Source organism: Nocardia sp. NPDC004582 (assembly GCF_053602115.1).
Window position 1 is genome coordinate 20,416 of record NZ_JBSGCY010000002.1, and the last position, 15,206, is coordinate 35,621.

Below are 15,206 nucleotides of genomic sequence, written 5' to 3' on the forward strand. Positions count from 1 at the left end.
GAAGTGTCCTCGACACAGTTCTGGCGTCCCGAAGTTCTTCCTCACGTCGTCGTAGGCGCACGGGGCCGGTGATCCTCGTCCCCGCCGCGAGCACCATCAGACGACGAACGACGGCGAGGGACGACGATGGCCTTGACCGAACCCGAAGCAAAAGTGCTTGGCGCACTAACGATCCTGGACCCACCGCAGGCTCTGACCTGCCGGCAACTGTGCCGCGCGACCGGGCTGCCCGACACCTCTGTGCACCGTGCACTGTTGCGCCTGTCCAAATCGGGGCTCGCTATGAGCACCTTGCAGGGCCCCGCACGCTGGCGGTCCACCGACCGCGGCCGAGTCACAATGACGCGAGCCGTGTACCGCGAATACGTCGGAGCGCAGCCATGATCCGGCACGCCATCGGGTTCCTGCGCCGGGATATCTCCGGCACCAGCTGGCAGAAGGACGAGGCAGCAATACACGCAATCGCCCAGGAGTGCGACACCCGCGTCGCACTTGTGGTCCTTGCCGATTCGGCCCGATGGGGTGAGCACCTGGTCAATCACCTGCTCAATCTCACCTACGGAGAAGACGCGGACGATCTGGTCGTGCCGACAATCGATCATCTCGACCAAAGCGAGCTGCGCGCGCTGGTGAAGGTAGCCGATGTGATCTGCGCAGATACGCGCAAACGGTACACCGTGGCGCTCGAGGATGACGATGGGTACGACCTCGAGCAGGTTGTGGTCCGCGATGCTGCCTCCTTGCAGGAGCAAGTAACGCACAAATGAGTGCTGCTCGCCAAGCTCACGACGGATGAATGCGAGGGACGGAGCTCACAACCGAAAGGAGGTGATGGTGTGCAGATTGAACCCGGACCCAACGGCAGCGACGACTGGAACGAAGACCTCAACGCTGACGGCCCCGACGACGACAAGAGCGACTGGATCCACAAGCGATAGAACGACTTCAGGCACCGGCCCCGGATGTGGATCAGTTACAGGTGCAACCGCAAACCACCTGCCCACCGTCCCACTTGCCTGGGGGCCTTACTGAGGAGCATCCTGCTACGAGTTGAAGTTCTCGCCCGCCATCGGCTATCGATGGGGCGAACGCGTCGGCCCCGATGACCTCAGTGACATGCTGTTTCGAGCAGCGGAGGCTGACGGCGGCTCAGATTTCATGGTGATCGACTCCGACATCTACTCACGCACAGTCGATTACGCGCACGCGCACGGGATTTCACACGATATCGACGAGGTCAAGCGTAGATACGGCCTCGCATAAGCGAGCCGGGGCATGATCGCAACCGACACAACGCCGGAGCAGACCACGCCGCGGGTGCTGCCGGTATGGGCGAGGCCCGCGGCCACGCCCATCGCGAGCATCCCGATTCCACTGCTGCCCAATGCTTTCCAATTCATTACTGCGGGGTCTCCGGCTAGACGATGTCTACGACAACCGCCCCGTGCGCTTTCGACCAACCCCCTCCATCGACGATCACAGATCTTCCGGCAGCCAGTGCAGTTCGTGTGCCAGGGTTTTGGCGACGGCACGGATGCGGTGGTGGAGGGGTGATTGCACGCGCGGGAGGACCAGGTGCATCGTCATGGCGGGTGCGCCCCGCAGCGGTCGCCAGGTGAGACCGGCCGGTTGGGTCGTGAGCGCGGTTTCACCGGCCGGGGCCAGGGTGAGCCCGTCGAGCAGGTCGCGCTGAGACATGTCGAAAGAGACCGCGGGCGTGTGGAATCGGGGGCTCGGCCGGGTGTCGCGGAACAGTGCGGACAGCTGATCGTGGATCACGGGATTGGACGCGCGATCGGGGAGCCGCAGCGGATACGCGGCCGCATCGGCGATCTCGATCTCCGGGTGTTCGGCCAGCGGATGATGCTGCGCCAATTGGACCCCGACCCGCATACTCCGCAGCAGGAACCGGCGCACGCCACGACCCGGCTGTTCACCGCGGGTGATGCCCGCGTCGACGCGGCCGTCGGCGACCGCGGCGGAGATCTCCGGTGTCGCCATCGGGACCGCGCCGACCTCGAGGCCCGGGCTGCTGCGAATGAGCCTGTCCACCAGGGCCGGTGCCGTCTCGGCCCCGGCGCTGAGGCTGTATCCGATGCGCAGCGTGCCCAGTTCACCGGCCCCCGCATGCCGGGCGGTGTCCCAGGCCCGGTCCAGCGCCGCCAGCGCGGGCGGCGCTGCCTCCGCCAAAGCCGCACCGGCCGTGGTCAATCCGACGCTGCGCGTGTCACGAACCAGCAGGCTGGTGCCGAGTTCCGCCTCCAGGCGGCGCATCCGGGCACTGAGCGCGGGCTGCGCGATCCCGATCCGTGCGGCCGCGCGGGTGAAGTTCAATTCCTGCGCCAGCACCAGAAAGTACCGCAGGCTCACCGTATCCGGCGCCACGTGCCCTCCCCCTCGATTGATAACGAACCGTTCTGAGCCTATCCCGTTCCGGACTTTCCCTCGACCACACATCGAGCCCTAACCTGCGGATATGACGATTCAACCGACCGCGGTACCGGACACCGCACTCAGCCACGGCGACGCAGGAGGCAGTCATGCATAAGTTGTTGGTCCTGTACCCCAAGCCCGCCGACCCCGACCACTTCCGCGACTACTACGTGGCCAAGCACCTTCCACTGGTCAGGAACTGGCCCGGCCCGCTCGCGTGGCGCTACAGCTTCGACGTGGCCGCGACCAACGGAGAAGCACCGTATTTCGCGGTCTTCGAAGCCGAGTTCGCCGACGCCGCCGCCATGGCCGCGGCGCGGGCGTCGCAGCATGGCCAGCGGCTCGCCGCCGATGTCGCCAACTACGCCACCGGCGGTGTGGTCATCATCGACTACCCGGTGCAGGACGGCACCGACTGAGGCAGGCGGTACGCCGGGGCGGCGGCCCCGGCGTCCGTCACCCTCGATCGACCGCCCACTCGGGGCGGTAGTCACGGTGGTCGGACCAGAGAGCGGCCATCGAACGCACGGTCGGGCACGGCCAGTCCACCGGCCCCTGGTCAGCGGGGTCACGGCACACCGAGCATCGGTGGTGCGCGTCCGGCGTGTGCCGGCTGAAGATCAGCCGCAGCACCGCCAGATGCCGCAGCGTCTGCTTCGGTGTCAGCACGCCCGGCACGAACACCGTCGACGGGGCGGTACGGCTGTGTTTGGGCCGCACGAGGCGCACCCACTCGTATGTGATCTCGCGGCCGCTGTCGCGGAAATCGTGCTCCAGATTCACCGCGAATTCCGCGGCTTCCTGCTGCTGCTCCAGTCGCCGGTCGATGAACTGCTCGATGGACATCATCGCCGCACCATCCACAAAGCGGTCGCCGCCACGACCAGAACCGCCCACAGCACCCAATACAGCGAGCTCGCGCCCGTGGCGACAAGTACCGCGGCGACGATGGCGAGCACTACGACTGCGGAAGTGCGCATGATCGATTGTCTCTCACGACGCCCGATATGCCACGAAGGCCCCGCGCACTGATCCGCCGGCACCGCGGGATCCCGATAACCCTCGCCTTCCCGTTCCCGCTGACCGAGACATCCGACCGAGGTCCGCACGCGAGTTGGCCATCGTGTGTGAACGGCGTCACGTTGGCTGGGGACGCTTCATGAGGAGGAGAGTCGATGCGGATTCTGGTCACCGGGGTCACCACGCCGAGTGGGCGCGCGGTGGCGCGCATGCTGCTGGCGGCGGGCCACGAGGTGGTGGGCTTGGATCGGCGACACCACCGCTATGTGGACCCACGCGTGACGCTGGTGGCCGGCGACCCGTCCGATACGCGGGTGTGGGCGCAGGCGGTCGACTCGGTCGATGCCATCGTGCACTTGGACGCGCACGCCGACATCACGGCGGCCGCCGCGGCCACGGGCATGCGCACGGTGATTCCCGTTGTGGCGGAATCCTTTTCGAGCATGGAGCGACCCGCCGTCAGCAGCGGGGCGAATACTCTGCTCGTGCGGACCCCGGTGGTGACCGGACGGCGCGTGGACCGCGACGGTCTGCGTGCGCTGGCAGCCCTCGCGCGTTCGCGCGACGGCCGGGCGTGGCAGCTGCTGCATTACGACGATCTGGAGCGCTTCCTGGTGCTGGCGGCCGTCTCGCAGCGCACCGGTGTGGTCGGATTGGCCGCACCCGGTGGGGTTTCCGGCGAGGATGTGCGCAGGACGCTGAGCGATGCCGGCATCGAGAACTTCCGGCGGTCGTGGCGCTCGGCCACGCCGAGCACCACGGTGGACATCGTGGACGCCGGCGAGGAATGGAACTTCCGGTACGGCTGGACCGCCCGCGAAGTACTGGACGACGTGGCACGCGGCCTGCGCGGCCGCACCACCGGTCGCTCCGGTCTCCGCGCCCGCCCCGGCGCGGTTCCGCTGCCCAGCCACGTTGTCCCGCAATCCACTCCGACCAGCGACGGCCATCCGCTGATCCCCGCCGCACCGGAAGGGCTGCAAGGCGAGTTCGACGATCTCGTCGACGCGCGGATGCCGGTGCATACCGCCACCAATACCTCCGAGGCGCTGCCCGGTCCGCTCACTCCGCTCTCCATCGACCTGCAGGCCGGCGCCATCCGGCTCGCGCAGGAGGCGATGGGGCACATGCTCGCGCTCGAGGGCATCGCGCTCGAGCATTTCGTCTCGCGCGCCACCAGCGTGCTGGGCCATCACATGTTCATCAACCCGTCCATCGGTGTGCTCACCGCCGCGAACATGCCCGGCTGGGACGAGGAGAGCATGCGCCGGGACGTCTACGGCGCGATCGGGGATACGGAACTGCACCCGCTGGGTCGCCCGCCGGTGCCGGGCGGCCGAGTCGGCACACTGCGGGCCGTCCGCCGGGTCGCCGCCACCGCACTGCGCTTCCGTGCGACCGCCGAACTCGTCAATGCCGCCTCGCACGCGGAAGCCCTTGATCGCGAACAGATCTCGGAACTCACCGACGAGCAGCTGCATGCCCGCGCCCTGCTCTGGCGCGATCGTCTCAACCAGGCGTGGCAGGCCGCCTCGATCGGCGTCATGATGACCGGCGCGGCCACCGCCGTGCACAAGGGCGAGGTGAAGATCGACCTGGAGCGCCTGGAGTCGGCGCGGCCCATGCTCGCCGTGGAACGCCTCGCGGCCCTGTGCCGCACCGATGCCGGACTGCGCGAGGTCGCGCGCGACGGTGAGGTGGCCGCCGCCCGGGAGAAGTCGCCGGAATTCGCCGCGGCCCTCGATGCCGAGCTCGCCACGGTGGGCCATCGAGGCCCCGGCGAGTGCGAGCTGATCAACCCGACCTTCGGCGACCGCCCCGAACTGCTGGTCACCGCGGCCGGTCGCGCCGCGGAACTGCCCGCGCCGCAACGGGAATCGGTGCACGAGCCGACCGGCCGCACAGCCAGGATGGCCGTCGGCGCGACCGTCTACCGCGAACGCGCCCGAGATGCGGTCGTGCGCGTCACCCACTGCCTGCGCCTGGCCACCCAGGAACGCGCCGCCCGCCTGGTACAGGGCGGCGAACTCACCGACATCGCGGATTCGGCCTTCCTGACTCTCGATGAGATCCTCTGGGCCCCCGCCGATCTGACGCAGCGCGTGGCTCGCCGCCGCGCCGAGCGCACCCGCCTGCAGGGCATCCGGATGCCCGATCTGGTGAACGGCCACTGGGAGCCGGAGGAAATCGGCGGAGCCATCACCGTCGGCGACACCCTCACCGGCCTCGGTGTCAGCCCCGGCGTGGTGGAGGGCACCGTCAAGCGCGTGCTGTCTCTCGACGACGACATCGAACCCGGCGACATTCTGGTCGCCTCGGTCACCGACACCGGCCACACCGCCATGTTCGGCTACGCGGGCGCGGTGGTCACCGATATCGGCGGCGCGGCCTCGCACGCCGCGATCGTGGCACGCGAATTCGGCGTCCCCTGCGTGGTGGACACCAAGATCGCCAGCACCGGACTGTCGGACGGCCAGCGGGTGCGCGTCGACGGCATGGCGGGAACGGTGACGGTGCTCGCCGACCCGGCCTGACCGTTCGAACACAACCCCGGAACCTGCGGCCACACCGGATCGGTGACCTTCGGCCCTGCGGTCGAGAGCCTGCGCAAGGGCGGCACGACCGTCGTCGTGGCGATGTACCACAAGCAGGTGGACCTCGCCCCGCTCATGATCACCGAGAAGACCTGCACCGACGGCCGGATCGACCCGAACCCGTTGATAACAAGCACATCCGACTCGACGAGGTGCTGACGAACGGCATCGACCTGCTGCGCGGCGAAGGACGCGAGTCCGAGGTGAAAATCCTGGTTTCCCAGGCTCGAGCAACGCCTCGGCCGATCGAGCGAAGTCGGCCGGGGTGTGCGCGGAATCAGGCGATGCGGCGGACGGCTCGGGTTTGGCGCGGGCTGAGCCGGGCGCGTGCGTCAGGGATTCCGAGGGGCCCGTGGGTGGGGCTTACTGCCTCTTGCCAGGACTCCGGTGGTGTCGTCGAGGCGTACGGTCGGCGCCTCGCTGTCGATTCTGCGTGGACGCACTCGCAGGGAGGTTCGTGGTCCGGCGGCAGGCGTGCCGTCGGGTGAGAGTGCTATCTGCTCGGTGACCGGGTCGGTGATCGGAGTGGTCTCGACCAGGTCGATCATTGCGCGGCCGCCGGGGAGTTCGTCGTCGAGGATCGGTTCGCCGAGACCGATCTTCTGTTGAATCTTCTTCAACCACCCTGGCGCCCACCAGCTGTCGTCGCCGAGCAGTTTCATGGTGGCCGGCACCAGCAGCATGCGCAGCACGGTGGCGTCGATGAACAGGGCCGAGACCATGCCGAAGGCGATGTACTGCATCATCACCAGATCGGAGAAGGCGAACGCGCCGGTCACGACGAGCAGGATGAGCGCGGCGGCGGTGATGATGCGTCCGGTCTGCGCGGTCCCGATGCGGACGGCTTCGGTGGTGCTCGCGCCGCGGGTGCGGGCTTCGACCATCCGGGACAGCAGGAAGACCTCGTAGTCGATCGACAGGCCGTAGATGATCGCGATGATCAGCACGAGCACCGGCGAGGTGATCGGTTGCGCGGTGAAATTGAGCAGTGCCGCGCCGTGGCCGTCGATGAAGATCCAGGTCAGGATGCCGAGGGTGGAGCCGAGACCCAGTGCGCTCATCAGTGCGGCCTTGATCGGCAGCACCACCGACCCGAAGGTCAGGAACATCAGCAGCATCGTGACGGACACGACCAGCAGAATCATCCACGGCAGGCGGGCCAGTAGCGTGTCGACACTGTCGTACTGGATGGCGGGCTGGCCGCCGACAAGGACTTGCACGTCGTCGGGTACGTCCATCGACCGCAGGTAATCGATGGTCGCCCCGGCGTGATTGCTGTCGGCGATCGCCGCGGAGGTGGTCCAGACATTGGTGCCCCTGGGCGGGGTTTGACCGATCGCGAAGGCGGCGCGGGGCGCGAGCCCGGGCGCCTGGTTGGCTTGGGAGATGATCGGGCCGACCTCGCTGGGATCGTCGGTGACGATGACCAGCTCGATCGGATCGGCTTTGCGCAGCGGGAAATACCGGTCGAAGTCGGCTTGCGCGACGCGGGTCGGGTTGTCCGGCGGCAGGTAGGTTTCGTCGAGTCCGCCGAAGGCCAGGTTCTTGACCGGGATGATCAGCAGCAACAGCACAATCGTCAGCGGGAGCATCACTTCGAGTGGATGACGCATGACCCAGGTGGTGAGCCGACCCCAGAAGCCGGCCTCGACTTCGTCGGCGGTCTTGGTCCTGCGCAGTCGCTTCCAGCCCCAGGCGTCCACGCGTGGACCCAGGACCGACAGCATGGCGGGCAACAAGGTGATCGCGGTGAGCGCCGCCAGCAGCACCGCCGCCATGGTCCCGTAGGCCACCGATTTCAGAAAGCCCTGGGGGAACAAGAGCATGCCCGAACTGGCGGCGATGATCATCGTGGCCGACGACGCCACCGTGCGCCCGGCGGTCATCACGGTGCGGCGCACCGCGGCGCGGGTGTCATACCCATCGGCGAGTTCCTCACGGAAGCGGCTGACGATGAACAGCCCGTAATCGATCGCCAGCCCGAAACCGATCATCGAAACAACCGCGCTGACAAAGGAGTTCACGTCGGCGAACTTCGTGATCACCATGACGATGCCGGTGGCGCCGACAATGGTGAGGCCGCCGACGATCAGCGGAAGCGACGCGGCGACGATGCCACCGAAGATGACGAACAGCAGGATCGCCACCGCGGGCAACGCCAGCACCTCCATCCGGCGCTGGTCCTGGGCCATCGTGTCGAACAGCGCGCCCCCGATCGGCTGCAGACCCGTCACCTGCACGGTGACGCCGTCGATGGCGAAGGCGTTCTCGACTTCTCGAAAATGGCGCATGGTGGTCGTGTCGTCATCGCCGATGATGGCGACAGCGGCGAAGGCGTGCCGCTTATCGGGCGAGCCCATCAGTTTGGGCGCGTACTCGCCGGTGTCGGTCTTCCAATACGCGGCGTTGACCTTGCCGATCTGCTCAGGATGCTCGCGGGGCAACCGGTTGAGGTTGTCGACGATCTTCCGGCTGAACTCGGAATCATCGATACTGCCACCATCGGGAGCGGTGTAGAGAACCAGGACATCGGAGAGATGGCTGCGCCCGTACGTGCGGTCCTTCAGTCGCGCGGCCTGCGACGACGGCGAGGTCGGATCATCCAATCCGCCCGGGCTGAGGTGATCATCCAGCCCCAGCCCGTAGCCGCCCAGAGCCAACAGCGCTCCCACAACGGCGCCGATGACACCCCACCGGAATCGATAGACCACGTCTCCCAAACGCGTGAACACCACAATTCTCCTTGTCCAGCCCGCGCACTTCGTCGACGGCAGACAACCGGCACCCCCTGCCCGCCCGAAACAGCCTGTGGCACAGCCTGGCAACCCATTCGGGCGGCAACACTGCGCGGTCCACGACGCTACTGACGAGGCCGGCCGAACAACACCGCCGCCACGCACAAACCGGCCATTTCTGTCCAGTTCATCAGCGCCGCCACAGTGGTCTCTCAAAGTCCGGAACCGGGATCCGGGAATGGGTCACTTCGGTTCGCTGCCGGAATGCGCTGCGGCCCAGGCAGCTATCTGCGCGCGCGAAGTGAATCCCAACTTGGCCAGGATGTGTTCCACATGCCCTTCCGCCGTACGTTGTGAGATCACAAGACGCCGGGCAATCGCTTTGTTGGTCAGGCCTTCCGCAACGAGATCGGCGACCTGACGTTCACGTCTCGTCAGCTCCTCCGAGGAAGGTTCGGCAGCTGGGCCCGCCGGTCGTTCTCGGAGCGCGAACCGCGCCGCGGCGTCGAGGGTCATCGCGGCGCCTTCCGCACGGGCCTTGTCGAAGGCACGCATGCCGAGCGCTCGGCGGCTATCGCGCGCGCACTCGTCCCGGTAGGTCAGCAGCTCGTGGAAGATCAGTGCGGAGGAGGAGCCTGCGATGAGTCCCAGCGTGTCCGCCGCGCCCATCAGGACAGCAGCACGGTGGGCTTCGCGCTGGTCGGCGGCAATCCAGGACAGCGTCTCCAGGCAGCCCGCGGCGACGAGCGGATCGGCTATCAGTTCGGACGATCGAATACCGTCTTCCAGCAGGTGCGTTGCGCGTTCGGCATCACCGCCGCGCCACACGGCGAAGCCCGCCGCCCACAATGCCCATGATCGATAGATCGTTTCCCCGGCGTCCTCGGTGATACCGAGCGTCTTCTCGTGACAGGCAACGGCTTCCGAAACATCACCGTGCAGGGCGTAGGCCCAGCCGAGGGAAATTCGCGCATTCAACAGAATTTCGAGGTCACCGGACGCCTCGTAGCCGCGGACGACATCGGCCAGGCGGGAAGCGGCTCGAGCACCATCGGCACCACCGAGGGCGAGAGCCACATCCGCCTCGTGATGGGCGACCAATGCCGCGACCAACGGTTCAGCGGACTTCTCGGCGAGGGCTCGGAGCTCCGCGGCCTGGCCGGCCGCAGTCCGTAGGTCGCCTTGCATAGCCGCCATCGCACCGGCGGCGTAGAGCGCCTTGGCTCGGTCGGTGGTCCGGCCGCCGGGTGAATGTTCGAGCACGCGTTCGTACCAGCGGCGCCCCTCATTGATCCGACCCTGCAGAGACCAGAACACATAGAGCCCGGCGACAATCGGGAGCCCACCGCCGTCGGACTCGGACAGGCTGAACTCCAGTGCCTTTCGCAGATTCGGCAGCTCTCGCTCCAGCCGGGCAACCCACTCCAGCTGGCGCGGACCGATCAACTCCGCGTCAACCTCGTGCACCAATCGTTCACACCAGTCCCGGTGCCGCTGCAGCAAACTCGGGTACTGCCCGGAGTCCTCGGCTCGATCTCGGCCGAACTCCTGAACCGTTTCCAGCATTCGGAACCGCACAGTGCCGTCGGCCTCTTGCCGGATGAGGATCGATTTGTCCACCAGGGCGGCCAACGTATCGAGCAACTGGGAATCGGTCAGGTCACCCGCGCACACCTGTTCGGCCGCGTCGAGTTCGAAACCGCCGGCGAAAACCGAAAGGGCGGCCCACAGCCGCTGTTCTTCGGGCGTGCACAGGTCATAGCTCCAGCCCATGCAGTAGCGCAGGGTCTGCTGCCGCTTCGGCGCGTCGCGCCCGGCGCGGGTCAGCAGGTTGTAGCGGTCGCCGAGTCGGGTCCGGATCTGCTCGATCGACATCGTGCGCAGCCGCGCCGCGGCGAGTTCGATCGCCAATGGCAAACCGTCGAGCCGGGCGCAGATCTGGGCGATGCCGCGTTCATTGCCCTCGGTCACTTCGAACCCGGGCACCGCCGCGGTGGCGCGTTCGACGAACAGTGTCACCGCGTGGTGTTGTGCCAGTGTTCGCGGGCTGTTCGGATCGGGAATCCCGAGCGGCCGTAGCGGATACACGGTTTCCGCGCCGATGCCGACGGCCTCCCGACTGGTGGCCAGAATTCGCAGGTTCGGACACGCCCGCAGCAGCGACTCGGACAACTTGGCAACGGCGTCGATCACGTGCTCACAGTCGTCGAGCACCAGTAGAAGATCGAGGGGTGCGAGGGCCACTATCAGTGTGTCGAGCACGGGTCTGCTGCCCTGGCTTCGTATTCCGAAGGCGGCAGCCACGACGTCGGGTAGCAACGCCTCATCGTGCAGCTCCCCCAGCTCGATCCGCCAAGCCCCGTTCGCGAACTTCCGCTGCGTCTTGTGAGCGACTCGCAGCGCGAGCCGTGACTTTCCGACCCCGCCGATCCCGGTCACGGTCACCAAATGCGCCCCCGGCAACAGGTTTGTGACCTCGGACAGCTCGGTCCGGCGATCGACGAAGCTGGTCAGCTCCAGGGGCAAGTTTCCGGTCCCCTCATGCAGCCCGTCGCTGGGGATACGTGGAACTTCGTGTGGCACTTCAGATACCGGAGGTGCGGCGGATTCGGGATCGGACCCCGGTTCCGCGCGCAGCGCCATCTCATCGACCGGGAGACCGTGATCGAGTTGTATTCGGCGCAGTCTTTGACCCAGCACTGCCGCGGTGGGGCGGTCGTGCGGGTCGCGAGACATCGCCGCCTCGATAATCTCGCACACATCCTCCGGGATACCGCGCTCGTGCAAGTCCGGAATCGGGTGGCTGGTGATCCGAACGAACTGGGCAACGACCTCCTCGCCGCTACGGCGTTCGAAGGCCGCGTGGCCGGTGAGCGCACAGAACAACGTCGCTCCCAGCCCGTAGACATCCGAGGCGCGGCTGGGGGCCTGACCACCGAGCACCTCGGGCGCGGTGAAGGCCGGCGAACCGGTGATCATCCCCGACGTCGTCTCGAACCCGCCGGTGATGTGGGCGATCCCGAAATCGGTCAACGCCGGCTCGCCGTAGTCGGTGAGCAGGATGTTCGCCGGTTTGACGTCACGGTGCAGCACTCCGGCTCGATGCGCTGATTCCAGCGCGCCCGCCATCTTCACCCCGACGTGAAGCGTCTCCGCGAAAGACAGCGGACCACCGTCCCGGATACGAGCGTCGAGCGAGCCCCGAGCGTGATACGGCATCACCAAATAGGGCTGACCGGTTGCGGTCTCCCCGAACTCGAGCATCCCGGCGATGTTCGGGTGCCCGGTCAGCCGCCCCATCGCACGTTGCTCGCGAAAGAATCGCTCCCGATTCTCCGCCAGTTCCCCAGTGAGAACCTTCACCGCGACAGTGCGATCCGCGGCGACTTGAATACACCGATAGACAGCCCCGAAACCACCCCGCCCGATCTCGTCGGCCTCGCCGAACCCGGCCGCGCGTAACTCCGTGACAACGTCGAGACCGGCATCACGCTGTGTTTCGAATGGATCGCTCTCAACCATCGGTTACTCGCAATTCGCCCGCGGCGGACACCAGTCAGAGTATCCCCGCACCCATGCTCGGACCATCGCAAACAGCTTTCGGTCCGCGTCGACTCCGATCACCCAGTGCAGTTTGCACCCAACCGATTCGAAGAGCGGTGGGACTTGGTGCTGGTTGCCGCCGAGCCCGCCGAGCAATGTTTGACGTCTGTCTCCAACCAGTTCGTGTTCGAGACACCCGCCTGTCGAAGCCTCGAAGGAGTGCCGATGTCCGATCCCAAACTCGATGTCTACGCCCAGAAAATGACCGAGATCTGTGCGGCGGTCGCCGCGCATGACCTCGACACCGTGCTCGCGTATTTCGACGACGAGTGCGTCGTGGTCAATGGCGCGGCCGGGACCGTTGGTGGCAAGACAGCCCTCCTGACCGGTTTCGAGGAAATGTTCGGGCTGTTCAACGATTGGACCCCCCGCGTCGCCGCGTCCTTCCTCGAGGGCGACACCCTCGGTGTGCTGTTCGAGGCAACCGGAACCAACGAAGAGTCCGGCCGAACCGTCACCTGGATCGGCACCGGACTTTCCACGTTCGATCCGGAAACACTGAAGATCGTCCGCGACGTCTACTTCATGGACGAGGAGGCTCTGGAGCAGAAGCTCCGCAACCCGGAAGCCGCTGCCGACCGGGGCTAGGCATGTGTCGAGGGGTGACACCGGGTAGCGGTGTCACCCCTCAACAGTTCCGCGAAAGCTGTTGTCCAGGATGTGGCGGCCAGCCACCGCGTAATCGACGCGCACACTGATGACGAAGCTGCGCGACCGTCGAGTTCGTCAGCGACCGGGCCGCGGGTGAGTCCAGCAAGTTCATCAAGCGCCGGTGAAACTCCTCCGAGAACAATCCGAACCTCACGAAGGCCTCGTCGTCGTTGCCGCCAAAGGGTGCCCATTCCGCGGCGAACTCCAATAGCGCTCGCTCCCAAGGATTTGCAGGTCGAGGTACGGAGGCTCCGTCCGTTCCTCGTGCATACTTCGAGTCTCCCGCACCTTCGGTAATCAAAGACTTCACTGTTCTTTCTATGACTGAGCCACGCTGGTGACATATCACAACATCGGTTCGGGCGATGGTCCGCCAACCCGGCAAGTCAGGTGCGCGCGATTCCGAGCTCCTGGGCACGACGTGCCGCCTGCGTACGGTTCCGTACCCCGAGTTTCCGGTAGAGGGCGCTCGTGTATTGCTTGACGGTCCAGCGCGAAATATTCAGCAACAGGGCCATTTCCGAGTTGGTCAAGCCCAGCGCGAGATGCTGCAAGACATCGAATTCACGTTTCGACAGGTGTGGCGCCGGATCGCACTCCGGAGGTTCGTGATCGCCTTCCGCGGCCTGTCTGACTTCGGCGACCAGCACCGCGGACGGCAGCCGTTTCGGTAGCACCCCTACCGCTCCACACTCCAGGGCCCCGGCGTGTTCGATTTCCATATCCGATGACAACAGCAGTACCCGGGCACCCCGAATACATCGCACAACATCGTGGCACAGCTCGAAACCGGTGGGCGCCGGGAGCGACGTGCTGATCAAAACGATCTGGGGGCGATATTGCAGGACTACCTGCCACGCAATTTCCGCGGAGGACGCGCTGTGGCAATTCCCCACCCACGGTTCCCGAGCCAGCAGCGCATGCAATCCCGCCTGTATGAGCTCATGCTCTTCGACAACGAGAACATCTTGTCGTCCCTGGAGCCGCATCCCTGACGAGCCGGGTACAGCCGCCGGCACCGCGGTGACAGCACGCGTGATCGGATGTCTCCGGCGATCGTACGCATCCGGCAGAACAGCCGCGGACCTCGCAGGCATACCCGGTCTCCCGTCTGTCGATCCGATGTAGCGGTGTGGCTCTCAACCGTGCTCGGGGCGGGCGGGGTGATCAACGTGAATTCCGCTCTCGATTCGTCTCGCGGCGGGTGCAGATTGCACACATCGCGCCGTCGCGTCGAGCTGATCCCCGAACCGGAGACACCCGCCCGGGCCGCGGAGCGCAAATCAGCGCGGACATGAAGGGATCCATTTCCTTCACGTCCGCGCTGATGGTCGATCTCCGGTCAGATTTCCCCGGCAGCGTGCAAGGTGTCGTACATCTGCACAGCGCTCGCGATACCCACGGGGATCCCGAGCAGCGCGGCGCCTGTCACCCCGCCGAGCCCAGCGCCGACGCTGGCACCCACGAGGCAACCGAAAGCGGCAGCCGGCGCCGCGATCGGCCCGGTGGGAAGGGCGACGAATCCGCCGGTGAGCGCACCGCCGACACAGCCGAGACCCATACCGATCACGCCACCCGCGAGCGTGCCGACGCCGGTCGCGAGGCCGAACTGCGTCGCCGCGAGACCCAAGGCGGCGTTGAAGTCCGCGGTCGCGTCGACATCGCGGATCGGCGGCAGTTGCGAGGGATCCGAAACGGGCGCCATGGCAGCCTGCGCCATCGGCGAGATCGCGGCAGACACCTCACCCGAGTCTCCGTCCGAGCCGCCCTCGGCGTAGGTGATCGGAGCTCCCGCCACCAACGCGCCCTGGTTGTCGAGCACTTGGAAATCTCCGCCGCGAGTGGCGAGCGACCCGAGCGGCGTATCGACCACGACGGAGTGATCGACGGCGTTCACACGATATTGGATTCCGGGGCCGAGATCGACCTGCAGCGGGGCGACCCCCGGCGTTGACTCCGGTGCTGCCTGAGCATTGCCGCAGGCGAGGACGACCAACGCGGTCCCGGCGACCACAGATGTCGCGATTCTCGCATTCTTCATGCTGTTTCACTTTCCGAGGAATTATTCGACATTTCGCCCGACCGCCGGCGAAAGAGTGCCCTCGTTCAATGGCGGCGAATTGATAGCACCGGGCGTTCAGCCGAGGCGGTTGCAGTGGCCCCGAACCTC

The 15,206-nt window shown here is 66.4% G+C and carries 14 protein-coding genes; 7 read left to right on the top strand and 7 right to left on the bottom strand.

What is annotated here, in order from left to right; genetic code table 11:
* Window positions 1-126: 126 nt before the first annotated feature.
* From ACWELJ_RS00835 to ACWELJ_RS00845, 3 genes are all read left to right on the top strand, one after another.
* The gene (locus ACWELJ_RS00835) at window positions 127-384 is read left to right on the top strand and encodes a helix-turn-helix domain-containing protein (protein WP_452364097.1); all 258 of its coding nucleotides are present in this window, start codon (window positions 127-129) and stop codon (window positions 382-384) included.
* On the top strand, window positions 381-767 hold the full coding sequence (locus ACWELJ_RS00840) for a hypothetical protein (protein ID WP_452364098.1): 387 nt from the start codon (window positions 381-383) through the stop codon (window positions 765-767). The genes ACWELJ_RS00835 and ACWELJ_RS00840 overlap by 4 nt, the downstream gene beginning before the upstream one ends.
* Window positions 768-1,050: 283 nt before the next feature.
* Entirely contained in the window at window positions 1,051-1,263 is a 213-nt protein-coding gene (locus tag ACWELJ_RS00845) for a hypothetical protein (RefSeq protein ID WP_452364099.1), read from the top strand.
* 213 nt (window positions 1,264-1,476) lie between these two features.
* On the opposite strand, the gene ACWELJ_RS00850 is transcribed toward ACWELJ_RS00845, so the two are convergent.
* Entirely contained in the window at window positions 1,477-2,385 is a 909-nt protein-coding gene (locus tag ACWELJ_RS00850; RefSeq protein ID WP_452364100.1) for a LysR family transcriptional regulator, read from the bottom strand.
* 155 nt (window positions 2,386-2,540) lie between these two features.
* Between ACWELJ_RS00850 and ACWELJ_RS00855 the strand changes: the two genes are divergently transcribed.
* On the top strand, window positions 2,541-2,852 hold the full coding sequence (locus ACWELJ_RS00855; RefSeq protein WP_452364101.1) for an EthD family reductase: 312 nt from the start codon (window positions 2,541-2,543) through the stop codon (window positions 2,850-2,852).
* Between the two features lie 37 nt (window positions 2,853-2,889).
* Here the strand turns inward: ACWELJ_RS00855 and ACWELJ_RS00860 are convergent, their stop codons facing one another.
* Together ACWELJ_RS00860 and ACWELJ_RS00865 are read right to left on the bottom strand one after the other, a co-directional pair.
* The gene (locus ACWELJ_RS00860) at window positions 2,890-3,282 is read right to left on the bottom strand and encodes a DUF6221 family protein (RefSeq protein ID WP_452364102.1); all 393 of its coding nucleotides are present in this window, start codon (window positions 3,280-3,282) and stop codon (window positions 2,890-2,892) included.
* Window positions 3,279-3,413 (bottom strand): hypothetical protein, encoded by a 135-nt coding sequence (locus ACWELJ_RS00865; protein ID WP_452364103.1) that lies wholly within the window; start codon window positions 3,411-3,413, stop codon window positions 3,279-3,281. Before ACWELJ_RS00865 ends, ACWELJ_RS00860 begins: the two co-directional genes overlap by 4 nt.
* Before the next feature lie 195 nt (window positions 3,414-3,608).
* On the opposite strand from ACWELJ_RS00865, the gene ACWELJ_RS00870 reads away from it, so the two are divergent.
* Window positions 3,609-5,987: a PEP-utilizing enzyme gene (locus tag ACWELJ_RS00870; RefSeq protein WP_452364104.1), complete on the top strand. Its 2,379-nt coding sequence runs from the start codon at window positions 3,609-3,611 to the stop codon at window positions 5,985-5,987.
* 42 nt (window positions 5,988-6,029) lie between these two features.
* The gene (locus ACWELJ_RS00875; protein ID WP_452364105.1) at window positions 6,030-6,206 is read left to right on the top strand and encodes a hypothetical protein; all 177 of its coding nucleotides are present in this window, start codon (window positions 6,030-6,032) and stop codon (window positions 6,204-6,206) included.
* Between the two features lie 173 nt (window positions 6,207-6,379).
* Here ACWELJ_RS00875 and ACWELJ_RS00880 read toward each other — a convergent pair whose 3' ends face one another.
* Window positions 6,380-8,779, bottom strand: a complete 2,400-nt coding sequence (locus ACWELJ_RS00880; protein WP_452364106.1) for an MMPL family transporter — start codon at window positions 8,777-8,779, stop codon at window positions 6,380-6,382.
* 246 nt (window positions 8,780-9,025) lie between these two features.
* A complete protein-coding gene (locus ACWELJ_RS00885; RefSeq protein ID WP_452364107.1) occupies window positions 9,026-12,304 on the bottom strand; it encodes a protein kinase domain-containing protein in 3,279 nt (1,092 codons plus the stop codon).
* Between the two features lie 147 nt (window positions 12,305-12,451).
* On the opposite strand from ACWELJ_RS00885, the gene ACWELJ_RS00890 reads away from it, so the two are divergent.
* Window positions 12,452-12,973: a nuclear transport factor 2 family protein gene (locus ACWELJ_RS00890; RefSeq protein WP_452364108.1), complete on the top strand. Its 522-nt coding sequence runs from the start codon at window positions 12,452-12,454 to the stop codon at window positions 12,971-12,973.
* A gap of 449 nt (window positions 12,974-13,422) precedes the next feature.
* On the opposite strand, the gene ACWELJ_RS00895 is transcribed toward ACWELJ_RS00890, so the two are convergent.
* On the bottom strand, window positions 13,423-14,133 hold the full coding sequence (locus tag ACWELJ_RS00895; protein WP_452364109.1) for a response regulator transcription factor: 711 nt from the start codon (window positions 14,131-14,133) through the stop codon (window positions 13,423-13,425).
* 245 nt (window positions 14,134-14,378) lie between these two features.
* On the bottom strand, window positions 14,379-15,077 hold the full coding sequence (locus ACWELJ_RS00900; RefSeq protein WP_452364110.1) for a hypothetical protein: 699 nt from the start codon (window positions 15,075-15,077) through the stop codon (window positions 14,379-14,381).
* Between the last annotated feature and the right edge of the window lie 129 nt (window positions 15,078-15,206).